Origin of the sequence: Vibrio sp. 5S239 (genome assembly GCF_041439575.1) — a bacterium.
GTDB lineage: Bacteria > Pseudomonadota > Gammaproteobacteria > Enterobacterales > Vibrionaceae > Vibrio > Vibrio kanaloae.
In genome coordinates, this window is the sequence record NZ_JBGOOM010000008.1 from 152,598 (window position 1) to 168,132 (window position 15,535).

29 protein-coding genes are annotated in these 15,535 nt (G+C 45.1%); all 29 read left to right on the plus strand.

Annotated elements, in window-relative coordinates:
• The first annotated feature begins 28 nt into the window (after nucleotides 1–28).
• The 29 genes from tuf to rplQ all read left to right on the plus strand — a co-directional run bounded on the left by tuf (nucleotide 29) and on the right by rplQ (nucleotide 15,342).
• Entirely contained in the window at nucleotides 29–1,213 is a 1,185-nt protein-coding gene (gene tuf, locus ACED48_RS09130; RefSeq protein ID WP_077680933.1) for an elongation factor Tu, read from the plus strand.
• Nucleotides 1,214–1,690: 477 nt separating this feature from the next.
• Nucleotides 1,691–2,002, plus strand: a complete 312-nt coding sequence (gene rpsJ, locus ACED48_RS09135; protein ID WP_004736761.1) for a 30S ribosomal protein S10 — start codon at nucleotides 1,691–1,693, stop codon at nucleotides 2,000–2,002.
• A gap of 14 nt (nucleotides 2,003–2,016) precedes the next feature.
• Nucleotides 2,017–2,646: a 50S ribosomal protein L3 gene (gene rplC, locus ACED48_RS09140; protein WP_017054816.1), complete on the plus strand. Its 630-nt coding sequence runs from the start codon at nucleotides 2,017–2,019 to the stop codon at nucleotides 2,644–2,646.
• A gap of 16 nt (nucleotides 2,647–2,662) precedes the next feature.
• Nucleotides 2,663–3,265: a 50S ribosomal protein L4 gene (gene rplD / locus ACED48_RS09145; RefSeq protein ID WP_017054815.1), complete on the plus strand. Its 603-nt coding sequence runs from the start codon at nucleotides 2,663–2,665 to the stop codon at nucleotides 3,263–3,265.
• Complete coding sequence (gene rplW / locus ACED48_RS09150) at nucleotides 3,262–3,564, plus strand: 50S ribosomal protein L23 (RefSeq protein WP_004736765.1); 303 nt, start codon at nucleotides 3,262–3,264, stop codon at nucleotides 3,562–3,564. The genes rplD and rplW overlap by 4 nt, the downstream gene beginning before the upstream one ends.
• Before the next feature lie 14 nt (nucleotides 3,565–3,578).
• Nucleotides 3,579–4,403, plus strand: coding sequence for a 50S ribosomal protein L2 (gene rplB / locus ACED48_RS09155; RefSeq protein ID WP_017054814.1), 825 nt, complete (start codon nucleotides 3,579–3,581; stop codon nucleotides 4,401–4,403).
• 19 nt (nucleotides 4,404–4,422) lie between these two features.
• Nucleotides 4,423–4,701: a 30S ribosomal protein S19 gene (gene rpsS / locus ACED48_RS09160; RefSeq protein WP_004736729.1), complete on the plus strand. Its 279-nt coding sequence runs from the start codon at nucleotides 4,423–4,425 to the stop codon at nucleotides 4,699–4,701.
• A 10-nt stretch (nucleotides 4,702–4,711) separates the two neighbouring features.
• Entirely contained in the window at nucleotides 4,712–5,044 is a 333-nt protein-coding gene (rplV, locus tag ACED48_RS09165; protein ID WP_004736732.1) for a 50S ribosomal protein L22, read from the plus strand.
• Nucleotides 5,045–5,062: 18 nt separating this feature from the next.
• Entirely contained in the window at nucleotides 5,063–5,761 is a 699-nt protein-coding gene (gene rpsC / locus ACED48_RS09170) for a 30S ribosomal protein S3 (protein WP_017054813.1), read from the plus strand.
• Nucleotides 5,762–5,772: 11 nt separating this feature from the next.
• On the plus strand, nucleotides 5,773–6,183 hold the full coding sequence (gene rplP / locus ACED48_RS09175) for a 50S ribosomal protein L16 (RefSeq protein WP_004736736.1): 411 nt from the start codon (nucleotides 5,773–5,775) through the stop codon (nucleotides 6,181–6,183).
• Nucleotides 6,183–6,374, plus strand: a complete 192-nt coding sequence (rpmC, locus tag ACED48_RS09180) for a 50S ribosomal protein L29 (RefSeq protein ID WP_004736737.1) — start codon at nucleotides 6,183–6,185, stop codon at nucleotides 6,372–6,374. Before rplP ends, rpmC begins: the two co-directional genes overlap by 1 nt.
• Nucleotides 6,374–6,628: a 30S ribosomal protein S17 gene (rpsQ, locus tag ACED48_RS09185; RefSeq protein ID WP_008224753.1), complete on the plus strand. Its 255-nt coding sequence runs from the start codon at nucleotides 6,374–6,376 to the stop codon at nucleotides 6,626–6,628. Before rpmC ends, rpsQ begins: the two co-directional genes overlap by 1 nt.
• Before the next feature lie 162 nt (nucleotides 6,629–6,790).
• Nucleotides 6,791–7,162 (plus strand): 50S ribosomal protein L14, encoded by a 372-nt coding sequence (gene rplN, locus ACED48_RS09190; RefSeq protein WP_004736740.1) that lies wholly within the window; start codon nucleotides 6,791–6,793, stop codon nucleotides 7,160–7,162.
• A gap of 11 nt (nucleotides 7,163–7,173) precedes the next feature.
• Nucleotides 7,174–7,491, plus strand: coding sequence for a 50S ribosomal protein L24 (gene rplX, locus ACED48_RS09195; protein WP_004738792.1), 318 nt, complete (start codon nucleotides 7,174–7,176; stop codon nucleotides 7,489–7,491).
• Nucleotides 7,492–7,515: 24 nt separating this feature from the next.
• The gene (gene rplE, locus ACED48_RS09200) at nucleotides 7,516–8,055 is read left to right on the plus strand and encodes a 50S ribosomal protein L5 (protein ID WP_004736744.1); all 540 of its coding nucleotides are present in this window, start codon (nucleotides 7,516–7,518) and stop codon (nucleotides 8,053–8,055) included.
• A 16-nt stretch (nucleotides 8,056–8,071) separates the two neighbouring features.
• Nucleotides 8,072–8,377 (plus strand): 30S ribosomal protein S14, encoded by a 306-nt coding sequence (rpsN, locus tag ACED48_RS09205; RefSeq protein WP_004738789.1) that lies wholly within the window; start codon nucleotides 8,072–8,074, stop codon nucleotides 8,375–8,377.
• A 29-nt stretch (nucleotides 8,378–8,406) separates the two neighbouring features.
• On the plus strand, nucleotides 8,407–8,799 hold the full coding sequence (gene rpsH / locus ACED48_RS09210; RefSeq protein ID WP_004738788.1) for a 30S ribosomal protein S8: 393 nt from the start codon (nucleotides 8,407–8,409) through the stop codon (nucleotides 8,797–8,799).
• Between the two features lie 10 nt (nucleotides 8,800–8,809).
• Nucleotides 8,810–9,343 carry a 50S ribosomal protein L6 gene (rplF, locus tag ACED48_RS09215; protein WP_017054812.1) on the plus strand — a complete coding sequence of 178 codons (534 nt, stop codon included), beginning with the start codon at nucleotides 8,810–8,812 and terminating at the stop codon, nucleotides 9,341–9,343.
• A 9-nt stretch (nucleotides 9,344–9,352) separates the two neighbouring features.
• On the plus strand, nucleotides 9,353–9,706 hold the full coding sequence (gene rplR / locus ACED48_RS09220; RefSeq protein WP_017054811.1) for a 50S ribosomal protein L18: 354 nt from the start codon (nucleotides 9,353–9,355) through the stop codon (nucleotides 9,704–9,706).
• A gap of 14 nt (nucleotides 9,707–9,720) precedes the next feature.
• Nucleotides 9,721–10,221, plus strand: coding sequence for a 30S ribosomal protein S5 (gene rpsE, locus ACED48_RS09225; RefSeq protein WP_004738783.1), 501 nt, complete (start codon nucleotides 9,721–9,723; stop codon nucleotides 10,219–10,221).
• Nucleotides 10,222–10,228: 7 nt separating this feature from the next.
• Nucleotides 10,229–10,405 (plus strand): 50S ribosomal protein L30, encoded by a 177-nt coding sequence (gene rpmD, locus ACED48_RS09230; RefSeq protein WP_004736756.1) that lies wholly within the window; start codon nucleotides 10,229–10,231, stop codon nucleotides 10,403–10,405.
• A gap of 5 nt (nucleotides 10,406–10,410) precedes the next feature.
• Entirely contained in the window at nucleotides 10,411–10,845 is a 435-nt protein-coding gene (gene rplO, locus ACED48_RS09235; RefSeq protein ID WP_004736758.1) for a 50S ribosomal protein L15, read from the plus strand.
• Nucleotides 10,846–10,865: 20 nt separating this feature from the next.
• Nucleotides 10,866–12,200 (plus strand): preprotein translocase subunit SecY, encoded by a 1,335-nt coding sequence (gene secY, locus ACED48_RS09240; RefSeq protein ID WP_017054810.1) that lies wholly within the window; start codon nucleotides 10,866–10,868, stop codon nucleotides 12,198–12,200.
• 41 nt (nucleotides 12,201–12,241) lie between these two features.
• Nucleotides 12,242–12,355, plus strand: coding sequence for a 50S ribosomal protein L36 (gene rpmJ, locus ACED48_RS09245; RefSeq protein WP_000868186.1), 114 nt, complete (start codon nucleotides 12,242–12,244; stop codon nucleotides 12,353–12,355).
• A 149-nt stretch (nucleotides 12,356–12,504) separates the two neighbouring features.
• Nucleotides 12,505–12,861, plus strand: a complete 357-nt coding sequence (rpsM, locus tag ACED48_RS09250; protein WP_004738779.1) for a 30S ribosomal protein S13 — start codon at nucleotides 12,505–12,507, stop codon at nucleotides 12,859–12,861.
• Nucleotides 12,862–12,880: 19 nt separating this feature from the next.
• Nucleotides 12,881–13,270 carry a 30S ribosomal protein S11 gene (gene rpsK / locus ACED48_RS09255; RefSeq protein ID WP_004738778.1) on the plus strand — a complete coding sequence of 130 codons (390 nt, stop codon included), beginning with the start codon at nucleotides 12,881–12,883 and terminating at the stop codon, nucleotides 13,268–13,270.
• Between the two features lie 31 nt (nucleotides 13,271–13,301).
• Nucleotides 13,302–13,922, plus strand: a complete 621-nt coding sequence (gene rpsD / locus ACED48_RS09260) for a 30S ribosomal protein S4 (protein WP_004738777.1) — start codon at nucleotides 13,302–13,304, stop codon at nucleotides 13,920–13,922.
• Nucleotides 13,923–13,944: 22 nt separating this feature from the next.
• Nucleotides 13,945–14,937 carry a DNA-directed RNA polymerase subunit alpha gene (gene rpoA, locus ACED48_RS09265; RefSeq protein WP_004729813.1) on the plus strand — a complete coding sequence of 331 codons (993 nt, stop codon included), beginning with the start codon at nucleotides 13,945–13,947 and terminating at the stop codon, nucleotides 14,935–14,937.
• Nucleotides 14,938–14,961: 24 nt separating this feature from the next.
• The gene (gene rplQ / locus ACED48_RS09270; protein WP_017054809.1) at nucleotides 14,962–15,342 is read left to right on the plus strand and encodes a 50S ribosomal protein L17; all 381 of its coding nucleotides are present in this window, start codon (nucleotides 14,962–14,964) and stop codon (nucleotides 15,340–15,342) included.
• The last annotated feature ends 193 nt before the right edge of the window (nucleotides 15,343–15,535 follow it).

The following is a 15,535-nucleotide window of genomic DNA, read 5'->3' on the forward strand; positions in this document are numbered from 1 at the left end:
CGAATCATAACTAGGAAGGAACACGATTGTGTCTAAAGAAAAATTTGAACGTACGAAACCGCACGTAAACGTTGGTACTATCGGCCACGTTGACCACGGTAAAACAACTCTAACTGCTGCTATCTGTACTACACTTGCAAAAGTGTACGGTGGTGTTGCTAAAGATTTCGCATCTATCGATAACGCTCCAGAAGAGCGTGAGCGCGGTATCACAATCGCTACTTCTCACGTTGAGTACGACACTCCATCACGTCACTACGCACACGTAGACTGTCCAGGACACGCGGATTATGTTAAAAACATGATCACTGGTGCTGCACAAATGGACGGCGGCATCCTAGTTGTTGCTGCGACTGACGGCCCTATGCCTCAAACTCGTGAGCACATCCTACTTGGTCGTCAAGTTGGTATCCCTTACATCATCGTATTCATGAACAAATGTGACATGGTTGATGACGAAGAGCTACTTGAGCTAGTTGAGATGGAAGTTCGTGAACTTCTTTCTGAATACGATTTCCCAGGTGATGACCTACCAGTTATCCAAGGTTCTGCACTTGGCGCACTAAACGGCGAGAAGCAGTGGGAAGACAAGATTGTTGAGCTTGCAGAAGCACTAGATTCTTACATCCCAGAGCCAGAGCGTGCAGTAGACCAACCGTTCCTACTACCAATTGAAGACGTATTCTCAATTCAAGGTCGTGGTACTGTTGTAACTGGTCGTATCGAGCGCGGTATCCTACGTGTAGGTGACGAAGTAGAAATCGTTGGTATCAAAGAGACAACTCTTACTACTTGTACTGGTGTTGAAATGTTCCGTAAACTGCTTGACGAAGGTCGTGCAGGTGAGAACGTTGGTGCACTTCTACGTGGTACTAAGCGTGATGACGTTGAACGTGGCCAAGTACTTTCTGCGAAAGGTTCAATCAACCCACACACTAAGTTTGAGTCTGAAGTATACGTACTTTCTAAAGACGAAGGCGGCCGTCACACTCCTTTCTTCAAGGGTTACCGTCCACAGTTCTACTTCCGTACAACTGACGTAACAGGCGATATCACTCTACCAGAAGGCGTAGAAATGGTAATGCCAGGTGACAACGTTCAAATGACTGTTGAGCTAATTGCTCCAATCGCAATGGACGAAGGTCTACGTTTCGCAATCCGCGAAGGTGGCCGTACTGTTGGTGCTGGTGTTGTAGCTAAAATCTTCGCTTAATCGCGAATTGATTTTGCACACTCTTCATTAGAAGAACTGCATTAAAAAGGGAAGCTTCGGCTTCCCTTTTATTTTTCTAACCTCTTACGTTTCTACAATTCCCCAAGAGTTCCCCCGTTCTTTGTTATTCGACTTTCGTCATTCAGCTACCATCGATTACCTTCATCAAATATATTCCGATTATTTTTCCAACGACACTTGCATACCAAAATGTGATCTGTATAATGCAACGCACTGGCTAACGTCGGTTGTGAACCAATGAGCACTGAGGAGTAGGTCTTACCTAGTAATGTATACTCAGCTTATGTTCGCGGTTAATAAAAATAGTAAACTTTTTGTTTGCTTCAAAAGTTAACTGACAATGCGTCCTAATTTTGGATGCTACGGTTTCACATAAATCAATCGGCATTCTCTCGTCTTTTCGAGTTTGAGTGGCGATATTGTTTGTGTAATTTTTAATAATTGGAGCTCTGTCTCATGCAGAACCAACGTATTCGTATCCGCCTTAAAGCGTTTGATTACAAGCTAATCGATGCTTCAACTGCGGAAATCGTTGAAACAGCAAAACGTACTGGCGCACAGGTTCGTGGTCCTATTCCACTTCCTACTCGTAAAGAGCGTTTCACTGTTCTTACCTCTCCACACGTCAACAAAGATGCACGTGACCAGTACGAAATCCGTACTCACAAGCGTTTGATCGACATCGTTGAGCCAACAGATAAAACTGTTGATGCTCTAATGCGTCTTGATCTTGCAGCTGGCGTTGATGTTCAAATCAGCCTAGGTTAAGGGAGATAAGAATAATGATTGGTCTAGTCGGACGTAAAGTGGGTATGACCCGCGTATTTACCGAAGAAGGCGTTTCTATCCCAGTAACAGTTGTTGAGGTTGAAGCGAACCGTATTTCTCAAGTTAAAACTCTTGAGACAGACGGCTACGCAGCAATCCAAGTAACTGCTGGTGCTAAGAAAGCTAACCGTGTAACTAAACCTGAAGCTGGTCACTTCGCGAAAGCGGGTGTAGAAGCAGGTCGCGGTCTTTGGGAATTCCGTTTAGAAAACGGCGAAGAGTTTGAAGTTGGCGCTGAGCTAAACGTAGAACTTTTCAACGAAATTAAAAAAGTAGACGTTACTGGTACATCTAAAGGTAAAGGCTTCCAAGGCGCTGTTAAGCGTTGGAACTTCTCTACTCAAGATATGACTCACGGTAACTCTTTGTCTCACCGCGCACCGGGTTCAATTGGCCAATGTCAAACTCCAGGTCGCGTGTTTAAAGGCAAGAAAATGGCAGGTCACATGGGTGCTGAGCGTGTAACGACTCAAAACCTAGAGATCGTACGTGTTGACGCTGAGCGCAATCTACTCCTTATTAAAGGTGCAGTACCGGGCTCAACAGGCGGAAACGTGATCGTAAAACCTGCTGTTAAAGCATAACGTCTAGGAGTAAGTAATGGAATTGATGGTTAAAGGTGCTGATGCACTAACTGTTTCCGAGACTACTTTCGGACGTGACTTCAACGAAGCTCTTGTACACCAAGTAGTTGTTGCATATGCAGCAGGTGCTCGTCAAGGTACTCGTGCTCAAAAGACTCGTTCTGAAGTATCTGGCGGTGGCGCTAAGCCATGGCGTCAAAAAGGTACTGGCCGCGCACGTGCTGGTACAATTCGTAGCCCAATCTGGCGTACAGGTGGTGTTACTTTTGCTGCGAAACAACAAGATCACAGCCAAAAAGTAAACAAAAAAATGTACCGTGGTGCTATGAAGAGCATTCTTTCTGAGTTAGTTCGTCAAGAGCGTTTAATCGTTGTTGATAACTTCTCTGTAGAAGCACCAAAAACAAAAGAACTTGTAGCTAAGCTTAAAGAGCTTGAGCTAAGCGACGTTCTGATTGTGACTGGCGAAGTAGATGAAAATCTATTCTTAGCTGCTCGTAACCTATACAAAGTTGATGCACGTGATGTTGCTGGTGTAGACCCAGTATCACTTATCGCTTTCGACAAGGTTCTAATGACTGCTGACGCAGTTAAGCAAGTTGAGGAGATGCTAGCATGATCACTGAAGAGCGTATCTTAAAAGTTCTACGTGCTCCGCACATCTCTGAAAAAGCAACTATGGCAGCTGAGAAAGCGAACACTATCGTTTTCAAAGTAGCTAAAGATGCAACTAAGAAAGAGATCAAAGCAGCTGTAGAAAAGCTATTTGAAGTTGAAGTTAAGTCTGTAAATACTCTTGTATTAAAGGGTAAGACCAAACGTCAAGGTATGCGTGAAGGCCGTCGTTCAGACGTTAAGAAAGCCTACGTTACTTTGAAAGAAGGTCAAGATCTTGACTTCGTTGGCGGCGCGGAATAACAGGAGTAGTAAAAATGGCTATTGTTAAATGTAAGCCGACTTCCCCTGGTCGTCGTCACGTCGTTAAAGTTGTTAACGCTGACCTACACAAGGGTAAGCCATACGCACCACTTCTAGAGAAAAACTCTAAGAACGGTGGTCGTAACAACAACGGTCGTATCACAGTACGTCACATCGGCGGTGGTCATAAGCACCACTACCGTGTAGTTGACTTCAAACGTACTAAAGATGGCATCCCAGCGAAAGTTGAGCGTCTAGAATACGATCCAAACCGTAGTGCTAACATCGCTCTAGTTCTGTACGCAGACGGTGAGCGTCGTTACATCATTGCACCTAAAGGTGTTAACGCAGGTGACCAGATTCAATCTGGTGTAGATGCAGCAATCAAAGCAGGTAACACTCTGCCGATGCGCAACATCCCAGTAGGTTCTACTGTACACTGTGTTGAACTTAAGCCTGGTAAAGGTGCTCAGCTAGCTCGTTCGGCTGGTGCTTATGCTCAAATCATCGCTCGCGATGGTGCATACGTAACTATTCGTCTACGTTCTGGTGAAATGCGCAAAGTTCTTTCTGAAGGTCGTGCAACGATCGGTGAAGTTGGTAACTCTGAGCATATGCTACGTGAACTTGGTAAAGCTGGTGCTTCACGCTGGCGCGGCGTACGTCCAACCGTACGTGGTGTAGTAATGAACCCGGTGGATCACCCACATGGTGGTGGTGAAGGCCGCACATCTGGTGGTCGTCACCCAGTATCTCCTTGGGGCGTTCCTACTAAGGGCTTCAAGACTCGTAAGAACAAGCGCACTGACAAGTACATCGTACGTCGTCGCACTAAATAATCTATAAAGAGGAATCGCCATGCCACGTTCTCTCAAGAAAGGTCCTTTTATTGACCTACACTTGCTGAAGAAGGTAGAGAAAGCGGTGGAAAGCGGAGACAAAAAGCCTATTAAGACTTGGTCCCGTCGCTCAATGATCATCCCAACAATGATTGGTTTGACCATCGCTGTCCATAATGGTCGTCAGCACGTTCCAGTTTTCGTTACCGAAGAAATGATCGGTCACAAACTGGGCGAATTTGCACCAACTCGTACTTATCGCGGTCATGCTGCAGATAAGAAAGCTAAGAAGAAATAAGGAGTAGATGATGGAAGCTTTAGCTAAACATAACTTTGCTCGTATTTCTCCACAGAAAGCTCGCTTAGTTGCAGACCAAATTCGCGGTAAGTCGGTAGACCAAGCTCTAGAAATTCTAACTTTCAGCAACAAAAAAGCTGCTGTATTGGTTAAGAAAGTTCTTGAGTCAGCTATCGCTAACGCGGAACATAACGAAGGTGCAGATATCGACGATCTAAATGTCGCTAAAATCTTCGTAGATGAGGGCCCTATCATGAAGCGCATTATGCCTCGTGCTAAAGGTCGTGCGGATCGTATCTTGAAGCGTTCAAGCCACATCACTATTGTTGTAGCAGATCGCTAAAGACTAGGAGAGTAAGCAATGGGTCAGAAAGTACATCCTAATGGTATTCGTCTTGGCATCGTTAAGCCTTGGAATGCTACATGGTTTGCTAATACCAACGAATTCGCTGACAACCTAGACGGCGACTTCAAGGTACGTCAGTTCCTTACAAAGGAACTACAAAAAGCATCATTATCTCGTATCGTTATCGAGCGTCCAGCTAAGAGCATCCGTGTGACTATTCACACAGCTCGTCCTGGCGTTGTTATCGGTAAGAAAGGTGAAGACGTAGAGAAGCTACGCACAGCTGTAGCTAAAATCGCAGGTGTACCAGCGCAAATTAACATCGCTGAAGTACGTAAGCCTGAGCTAGATGGTCAGCTTGTAGCTGATAGCATCGCGTCTCAACTAGAGCGTCGTGTTATGTTCCGTCGTGCAATGAAACGTGCGGTACAAAATGCTATGCGTCTAGGCGCTAAAGGCATCAAAGTACAAGTAGGTGGCCGTCTTGGCGGTGCTGAAATCGCACGTTCTGAGTGGTACCGTGAAGGCCGTGTGCCTCTACACACTCTACGTGCAGACATTGATTACGCAACTTCTTCGGCTCACACTCAATACGGTGTGATCGGCATTAAAGTTTGGATCTTCAAAGGTGAGATTCTAGGCGGTATGCCAGCTGCTAACGCAGTAGAGCCAAAAGGCGATAAGCCTAAGAAGCAGCGTAAAGGCCGTAAGTAAGGAGTCGAACGATGCTACAACCAAAACGTACTAAGTTCCGCAAGGTTATGACTGGTCGTAACCGTGGTCTAGCGAAAGGTACTGAAGTAAGCTTCGGCGAATTCGGTCTTAAAGCTGTTGGCCGTGGTCGTCTAACTGCACGTCAAATCGAAGCGGCACGTCGTGCTATGACACGTCACATTAAGCGTCAAGGTCAAATCTGGATCCGTGTATTCCCAGACAAGCCGATTACTGAAAAGCCTCTTGAAGTTCGTCAAGGTAAAGGTAAAGGTTCAGTTGCGTACTGGGTTGCTCAAATCCAACCTGGCAAAGTTATGTACGAGATGAATGGCGTACCTGAAGAGTTGGCACGTGAAGCGTTCCGCCTAGCGGCACGTAAACTGCCTGTTAAAACTACTTTTGTAACTAAGCAGGTGATGTGATGAAAGCACAAGATCTACGCGAAAAGAACGTTGAAGAGCTTAACGCTGAGCTATTGAATTTGCTACGTGAACAGTTCAACTTGCGCATGCAAGCTGCAACTGGTCAGCTACAGCAAACTCATACTCTAAAAGCTGTACGCCGTGACATCGCACGTGTGAAAACTGTTTTGACTGAAAAGGCAGGCGCATAATGAGCGAAACTAACCGCATCCAGCAAGGTCGTGTTGTAAGTGACAAGATGGACAAGTCTATCGTTGTTGCTATCGAACGTACTGTAAAACATCCAATTTACGGTAAATACGTTAAGCGCACGACTAAAGTACACGCACACGATGAAGACAACACTTGTGGCCTAGGCGACAAAGTTGAAATCGTTGAGTGTCGTCCTCTGTCTAAGACTAAGTCTTGGACATTGGTTAAAGTTCTAGAAAAAGCGAAGATTTAATCTTTGTAATTCTATAACTTATAAGCGGCTCCAAATTATTTTTTGGAGCCGCTTGTTTTTTGTCTACCCAATTTAAAAAAAGGGTGGTACAATTCGCGTCCCTTTTAAAGAGGCAGCCCGACCCGAGAGGGTCTAGTTTTAATATTTAGCGGAGCACTAACAATGATCCAGATGCAAAGTACACTTGACGCAGCAGATAACTCTGGCGCGCGCAAGGTAATGTGTATTAAGGTTCTGGGTGGCTCTCACCGCCGTTATGCACATATCGGTGACGTCATCAAAGTTACAGTGAAGGAAGCAATTCCTCGCGGTAAAGTAAAGAAAGGTGATGTTCTGAAGGCGGTAGTAGTGCGCACCCGTAAAGGCGTTCGTCGCCCAGACGGTTCTGTCATTCGCTTCGACAGTAATGCTTGTGTATTGTTAAATGACACTACTGAGCAACCAGTCGGCACACGTATCTTTGGTCCTGTGACTCGTGAACTTCGTAATGCGAAATTCATGAAGATTGTATCACTAGCACCTGAAGTTCTGTAAGGAGCGGCAACATGGCAGCTAAAATCCGTCGTAATGACGAAGTAATCATTCTTGCTGGTAAAGATAAAGGCAAGAAAGGTAAAGTAACTAAGGTTCTGACAACTGGTAAAGTTATCGTTGAAGGCATCAACCTTGTTAAAAAACACCAAAAGCCGGTTCCGGCTCTAGGTCAACAAGGTGGCATCGTTGAACAAGAAGCAGCTATTGATGCTTCTAACGTTGCAGTTTTTAACGCGGCTACTGGTAAAGCAGACCGTATCGGTTTCCGTATCGAAGATGGCAAGAAAGTTCGTTTCTTCAAATCTAACGGCGAAACTGTTTCTAACTAATTAGAAGTAATTTGGAGTTCTACTATGGCGAAACTGCATGATTACTACAAGTCGTCTGTAGTCGCTGAGCTTACCAAAGAGTTCAGCTACACAAGCGTCATGCAAGTCCCTAGGATTGAGAAAATCACCCTAAATATGGGCGTTGGTGAAGCAATCAACGATAAGAAACTACTAGAAAACGCAGCATCTGATATGGCAACGATCTCTGGTCAAAAGCCACTTATCACTAAAGCGCGTAAATCTGTAGCTGGTTTCAAAATTCGTGAAGGCTACCCAATTGGTTGTAAAGTAACCTTGCGTGGTGAGCGCATGTGGGAGTTTTTAGAGCGTTTAATCTCTATCGCACTTCCACGTGTACGTGATTTCCGTGGTGTTAGCGCTAAGTCTTTTGACGGTCGCGGTAACTACAGCATGGGCGTTCGCGAGCAAATCATCTTTCCGGAAATCGACTACGATAAAGTCGATCGCGTCCGCGGTCTTGATATCACTATCACGACTTCTGCGGGTTCCGATGAGGAAGGCCGAGCTCTGCTGGCTGCCTTTAACTTCCCATTCCGTAAGTAAGGGTAGGGTTACTGTTATGGCTAAACAATCAATGAAAGCACGTGAAGCTAAACGTGCAAAACTAGTAGCTAAGTTCGCTGAAAAGCGTTCTGCGCTAAAAGTTATCATTAGCGATGTAAACGCATCTGAAGAAGATCGTTGGAATGCGGTTCTTAAACTGCAATCTCTTCCACGTGATTCAAGTGCATCACGTCAGCGCAACCGTTGCAACCAAACTGGTCGTCCACACGGTTACCTACGTAAATTCGGTCTAAGCCGCATTAAGGTTCGTGAAGCTTGCATGAAAGGCGAGATTCCGGGTCTTCGTAAGGCTAGCTGGTAATTGCCACTTAATCATTTGGAGTAAATCTTATGAGCATGCAAGATCCGATTTCGGATATGCTGACCCGCGTTCGTAACGGTCAGGCAGCAAACAAAGTTGCTGTAAAAATGCCTTCTTCAAAGCTTAAAGTTGCAATTGCTGCATTACTTAAAGCTGAAGGTTACATCGTAGACTTCGCTGTTGAAGGCGAAGCAAAACCTGAGCTAGAAGTTACTCTTAAGTACTTCCAAGCTAAACCTGTAATCGAGCAAATCAAGCGTGTATCACGTCCTGGTCTAAGAGTTTATAAAAATAAAGACTCTTTACCTACAGTGATGGGTGGTCTTGGTATTGCAGTTGTTTCTACTTCCAAGGGTCTGATGTCTGACCGTGCTGCTCGTAAAGCAGGTCTTGGCGGTGAAATCATCTGTTACGTAGCTTAAGGAGTAGATTATGTCTCGTGTTGCTAAAGCACCTGTCGCTATTCCAGCTGGCGTAGAGGTGAAACTAAACGGCCAAGAAGTTACTGTAAAAGGTAGCAAAGGTGAGCTTACTCGCGTTCTTAACAACGCCGTAGTTATTGCACAGGAAGAAAACAACCTAACTTTCGGTCCGAAAGAAGGTGTTGCTAACGCATGGGCACAAGCTGGTACAGCTCGCGCTCTAGTTAACAACATGGTTGTGGGTGTTACTGAGGGCTTCACTAAGAAGCTTACTCTTAAGGGTGTTGGTTACCGTGCTGCTATGAAAGGCAACTCTGTAGCTCTAACTCTTGGTTTTTCTCACCCAGTAGAGCACGCTCTACCTGAAGGTATTAAAGCTGAGTGCCCTAGCCAAACTGAGATCATTGTAACTGGTTGTGATAAACAGCTAGTTGGTCAAGTTGCGGCTGACATTCGTTCTTATCGTGAGCCTGAGCCTTATAAAGGTAAAGGTGTACGTTACGCAGATGAAAATGTGCGTACTAAAGAAGCTAAGAAGAAGTAAGGTATCACTATGGATAAGAAAGCATCTCGCATCCGTCGTGCTACACGTGCACGTCGTAAGATTGCAGAACTTGGTGCAACTCGCCTGGTAGTACACCGTACTCCTCGCCATGTTTACGCACAAGTTATCTCGGCAAACGGCTCTGAGGTTATCGCAGCTGCTTCTACTGTAGAAAAAGCGATCCGTGAGCAAGTTAAGAACACTGGTAACATTGATGCAGCTAAAACAGTTGGTAAAACTGTTGCTGAGCGCGCTCTTGAAAAAGGCGTAGCTTCAGTTGCATTCGATCGTTCTGGTTTCCAATACCACGGTCGAGTAGCGGCGCTAGCAGAATCTGCTCGCGAAGCTGGTCTGAAATTCTAAGGTAGGGTTGGAAGATGGCTAAAGAACAACAACAAGCTAATGATTTGCAAGAAAAATTGATTGCTGTTAACCGTGTATCTAAGACGGTTAAAGGTGGTCGAATCATGAGCTTCACTGCACTAACAGTAGTTGGTGACGGTAATGGTCGTGTAGGTTTCGGTTACGGCAAAGCTCGTGAAGTACCTGCTGCGATTCAAAAAGCAATGGAAAAGGCGCGTCGTAACATGGTTACTGTTGCGCTTAACGAAGGCACTCTTCACCACCCGGTGAAAGGTCGTCATTCGGGCTCTAAAGTTTACATGCAGCCAGCTGCTGAAGGTACAGGTGTTATTGCCGGTGGTGCAATGCGTGCTGTACTTGAAGTTGCGGGCGTACATAACGTACTTTCTAAAGCATACGGTTCTACGAACCCTATCAATATCGTTCGTGCAACGATTGGTGCTTTAGTTGACGTTAAGTCACCAGAAATGGTTGCTGCTAAACGTGGTCTAACTGTTGAATCTATTTCGGAGTAAGCACACGATGGCAACTATTAAAGTAACTCAAACTAAAAGCTCAATTGGTCGCCTACCTAAGCACAAAGCGTGTCTTAAAGGTCTAGGTCTTCGTCGCATCAACCATACAGTAGAACTTGAAGATACACCGTGCGTACGCGGTATGATCAACAAGGTTTACTACATGGTTAAGATTGAGGAGTAATCAGAATGCGTTTGAATACTCTATCACCGGCTGCTGGCTCTAAACCTTCTAAGAAGCGTGTAGGTCGTGGTATCGGTTCTGGCCTTGGTAAAACAGGTGGCCGCGGTCACAAAGGTCAAAAGTCACGTTCTGGCGGCTCTGTTCGTCCAGGTTTTGAAGGCGGTCAAATGCCTCTAAAACAACGTCTACCTAAATTCGGTTTCACTTCTCGTAAGAGTCTAGTGTCTGCTGAAGTTCGTCTAGCTGAGCTAGCGAAAGTAACAGGTGACGTAGTTGATCTTAACAGCCTTAAAGCTGCTAACGTTATCACTAAGAACATCGAATTTGTTAAGATCGTTCTTTCTGGTGACCTAAGTAAAGCTGTGACTGTTAAAGGTCTACGCGTGACTAAAGGCGCTAAAGCTGCAATCGAAGCTGCAGGCGGTAAAATCGAGGAATAATCTCGAGGAACGAGGTACAGATGGCTAAGAAACCAGGAAAAGATTTTCGTAGTGCTCAGAGCGGCTTAAGTGAACTAAAGTCGCGCTTATTATTCGTAATTGGTGCACTTTTAGTATTCCGAGCCGGCTCTTTTGTGCCGATCCCTGGTATTGACGCAGCTGTACTTGCCGATTTGTTCGATCAGCAAAAAGGTACCATCGTTGAAATGTTTAACATGTTCTCCGGTGGTGCTCTTGAGCGTGCATCTATATTAGCATTGGGTATCATGCCGTACATTTCGGCATCGATCGTAGTCCAATTGCTAACTGTAGTTCATCCAGCGTTAGCGGAACTCAAGAAAGAGGGTGAAGCAGGCCGTCGTAAGATAAGCCAATATACACGCTACGGCACGCTTGTACTTGCAACATTCCAAGCTATTGGTATCGCAACAGGCTTACCAAACATGGTCGATAATCTGGTTGTTATCAACCAAACCATGTTTACGCTTATTGCAACCGTGAGTTTAGTAACTGGCACCATGTTTTTAATGTGGTTAGGTGAACAAATCACTGAGCGAGGAATCGGTAATGGTATTTCCATTCTGATTTTTGCAGGTATTGTTGCAGGGTTGCCTTCTGCAATCGGTCAAACAATCGAGCAAGCGCGTCAAGGTGAATTGCATGTGCTTCTTCTGCTGTTGATTGCTGTATTGTCTTTTGCTGTTATTTACTTCGTAGTTTTCATGGAACGTGGTCAACGTCGTATTGTCGTTAACTATGCGAAACGTCAACAAGGTCGTAAAGTTTTTGCAGCACAAAGCTCTCATCTGCCTCTTAAAATTAATATGGCAGGTGTTATTCCAGCGATTTTTGCATCGAGTATTATTTTGTTCCCAGGAACATTAGCACAGTGGTTTGGTCAAAATGGCGAAAGCAGCGCGTTCGGTTGGTTAACTGACGTGTCATTAGCTCTTAGCCCTGGTCAACCTTTGTATGTAATGCTTTATGCAGCAGCTATAATCTTCTTCTGTTTCTTCTATACAGCGTTGGTGTTTAACCCTCGCGAAACAGCTGATAACTTGAAGAAGTCTGGTGCATTCGTACCCGGTATCCGCCCAGGTGAGCAGACAGCGAAATATATCGATAAAGTAATGACTAGACTGACCCTTGCGGGCGCTCTATACATTACTTTTATATGTCTGATTCCTGAGTTCATGATGGTCGCGTGGAACGTTCGTTTCTACTTTGGCGGCACATCACTATTAATCGTAGTGGTAGTTATCATGGATTTCATGGCACAGGTACAGACTCATCTGATGTCTCAACAGTATGATTCTGTGTTAAAGAAAGCGAATCTGAAAGGTTACGGCCGTTAATTCGGTTATAACAATTTCGATTCCATTTACGGAGTTTAGCAATGAAAGTTCGTGCTTCCGTTAAAAAAATCTGCCGTAACTGTAAAGTTATCAAGCGTAACGGTGTCGTTCGCGTGATTTGCAGTGAGCCAAAGCATAAGCAACGCCAAGGCTAATAAGCAGAAATTTTTACTTGAAATACAAGGTAGAGTCGAGTATATTCCTCGGCCTACCTTTTGCGTGCAAAAGAAGTAGTATGCCGCAGCGTATCCATAACGGGCTTTGCTGCGGATAATTCTTTTATGAACCCCCTTAGGAGTGAATAATGGCCCGTATAGCCGGCATTAACATTCCTGATCATAAGCATTCTGTAATTGCACTTACTGCAATCTACGGTATCGGTAAAACTCGCTCTCAAGCTATTCTAGCTGAAGTGGGTATTGCTGAAGATGCTAAGATCAGTGAACTAACTGAAGAGCAGATCGATCAACTGCGTGATGGTGTAGCTAAGTACACTGTAGAAGGTGATCTACGTCGTGAAGTATCGATGAACATCAAGCGTCTTATGGACCTTGGCTGTTACCGCGGTCTTCGTCATCGTCGCAGTCTACCACTACGTGGACAGCGTACTAAAACCAACGCTCGCACCCGTAAGGGTCCGCGCAAGCCGATCAAGAAATAGTCGGATAAGGTAGAGTACAATGGCAAAACAACCAACTCGCGCGCGTAAGCGCGTACGCAAGCAAGTAGCTGATGGCGTAGCGCACATTCATGCTTCTTTCAACAACACAATCGTAACTATCACTGACCGTCAAGGCAATGCTCTTGCATGGGCTACAGCAGGTGGTTCAGGCTTCCGTGGTTCTCGTAAATCTACTCCGTTCGCAGCACAAGTTGCAGCTGAGCGTTGTGGTGAAATGGCTAAAGAATATGGCCTAAAGAACTTGGAAGTTATGGTTAAGGGTCCAGGTCCAGGTCGCGAATCTACTGTTCGTGCACTGAACGCTGCTGGTTTCCGTATCACTAACATTGTTGATGCGACACCAATCCCTCATAACGGTTGTCGTCCACCTAAGAAACGCCGCGTTTAAGTTTCGTTTCTAGGAATATTGGAGAAAGATCATGGCAAGATATTTGGGTCCTAAGCTGAAGCTTAGCCGTCGCGAAGGTACTGACTTATTTCTTAAGTCTGGTGTCCGTGCGATCGATACCAAGTGTAAAATTGATAACGCACCAGGTGTACACGGCGCTCGTCGCGGTCGTCTATCTGAGTATGGCGTTCAGCTTCGTGAGAAGCAAAAAGTTCGTCGTATCTACGGCGTTCTAGAAAAACAATTCCGCAACTACTACAAAGAAGCTGCACGTCTTAAAGGCAACACGGGTGCAAACCTGCTTCAGCTTCTTGAAGGTCGTCTTGATAACGTAGTTTACCGTATGGGTTTTGGTGCAACTCGCGCTGAATCTCGTCAACTAGTTAGCCACAAGTCTATCCTAGTTAACGGTAAAGTTGTAAACGTTCCTTCTTTCAAAGTAGCGGCAAATGACGTTGTTTCTATTCGCGAGAAAGCTAAACAGCAATCTCGTATTAAAGCTGCTCTAGAAGTTGCTGAACAACGTGAAAAGCCAACTTGGATTGAAGTAGATGCTGGCAAAATGGAAGGTACATTCAAGCGTATGCCTGAGCGTTCTGATCTATCAGCTGACATCAATGAACACTTGATCGTCGAACTTTACTCTAAGTAAGGTTAAAAAAAGAGAGGACACAATGCAGGGTTCTGTAACAGAATTTCTTAAGCCGCGTCTTGTTGACATTGAACAGATCAATACGACACACGCGAAAGTAACTCTTGAGCCATTAGAGCGCGGTTTCGGCCACACTCTAGGTAATGCTCTTCGCCGCATTCTTCTATCTTCTATGCCGGGTTGTGCCGTAACAGAAGTTGAAATTGAAGGTGTGCTACACGAATACAGCACTAAAGAAGGCGTTCAGGAAGATATCCTTGAAATCCTTCTGAACCTTAAAGGTTTAGCTGTACGCGTTGCTGAAGGCAAAGATGAAGTGTTTATTACACTGAACAAATCAGGCTCAGGCCCTGTTGTTGCAGGTGACATCACCCACGATGGTGATGTAGAGATCGCTAACCCTGAGCACGTAATTTGTCACCTAACGGATGACAATGCTGAGATCGCTATGCGAATCAAAGTAGAACGTGGTCGTGGTTACGTTCCAGCTTCAGCTCGTATCCATACTGAAGAAGATGAGCGTCCAATTGGTCGTCTACTTGTTGACGCTACTTACAGCCCGGTCGATAAAATCGCCTATGCTGTAGAAGCGGCACGTGTAGAACAACGTACTGACTTAGACAAGCTTGTTATCGATATGGAAACGAACGGTACTCTAGAACCTGAGGAAGCAATCCGTCGTGCAGCTACTATTTTAGCTGAACAATTGGATGCGTTCGTAGATCTTCGTGATGTACGTGTACCTGAGGAGAAGGAAGAGAAGCCAGAATTCGATCCTATCCTACTACGTCCTGTAGACGATCTTGAACTAACAGTTCGCTCTGCTAACTGTTTGAAAGCAGAAGCGATTCACTACATCGGTGATCTTGTACAGCGCACTGAGGTTGAGCTACTTAAAACGCCAAACCTTGGTAAGAAATCTCTTACAGAGATTAAAGATGTGCTTGCTTCACGTGGTCTTTCTCTGGGCATGCGCCTAGAAAACTGGCCACCAGCGTCAATCGCTGAAGATTAATCGAAAAGTTAGAAGGATTAGGTCATGCGCCATCGTAAAAGTGGTCGTCAACTCAACCGCAACAGCAGTCATCGTAAAGCGATGTTCAGCAACATGGCTAGCTCTCTTGTTCGTCACGAAGTTATTAAAACTACCGTGCCTAAAGCAAAAGAACTACGTCGCGTAATTGAGCCGTTGATTACCCTAGCTAAGACAGACAGTGTTGCTAACCGTCGTCTTGCATTTGCTCGCACTCGTGATAACGAAGTTGTAGCAAAACTATTTAATGAACTAGGCCCGCGCTTTGCGGCTCGCCAAGGTGGTTACACTCGCATTCTTAAATGTGGTTTCCGTACTGGCGATAAAGCTCCAATGGCTTACATTGAGCTAGTAGACCGCCCAGCTGCTGAAGACGCCGCTGAGTAATCTAGACTAGATTATTAATACAAAAAGCCGAGCATTAGCTCGGCTTTTTTGTATCTATAGAATAAGGAATAGATAACAAAAATTGCACTATGATGTTTGGCATTTTTTGCTTGTCTTATCTGCTTTATTTTTCAAAAATATCTCGTATCTCGTATCTCGTATCTCGTATCTCGTATCTCGTATCTCGTATCTC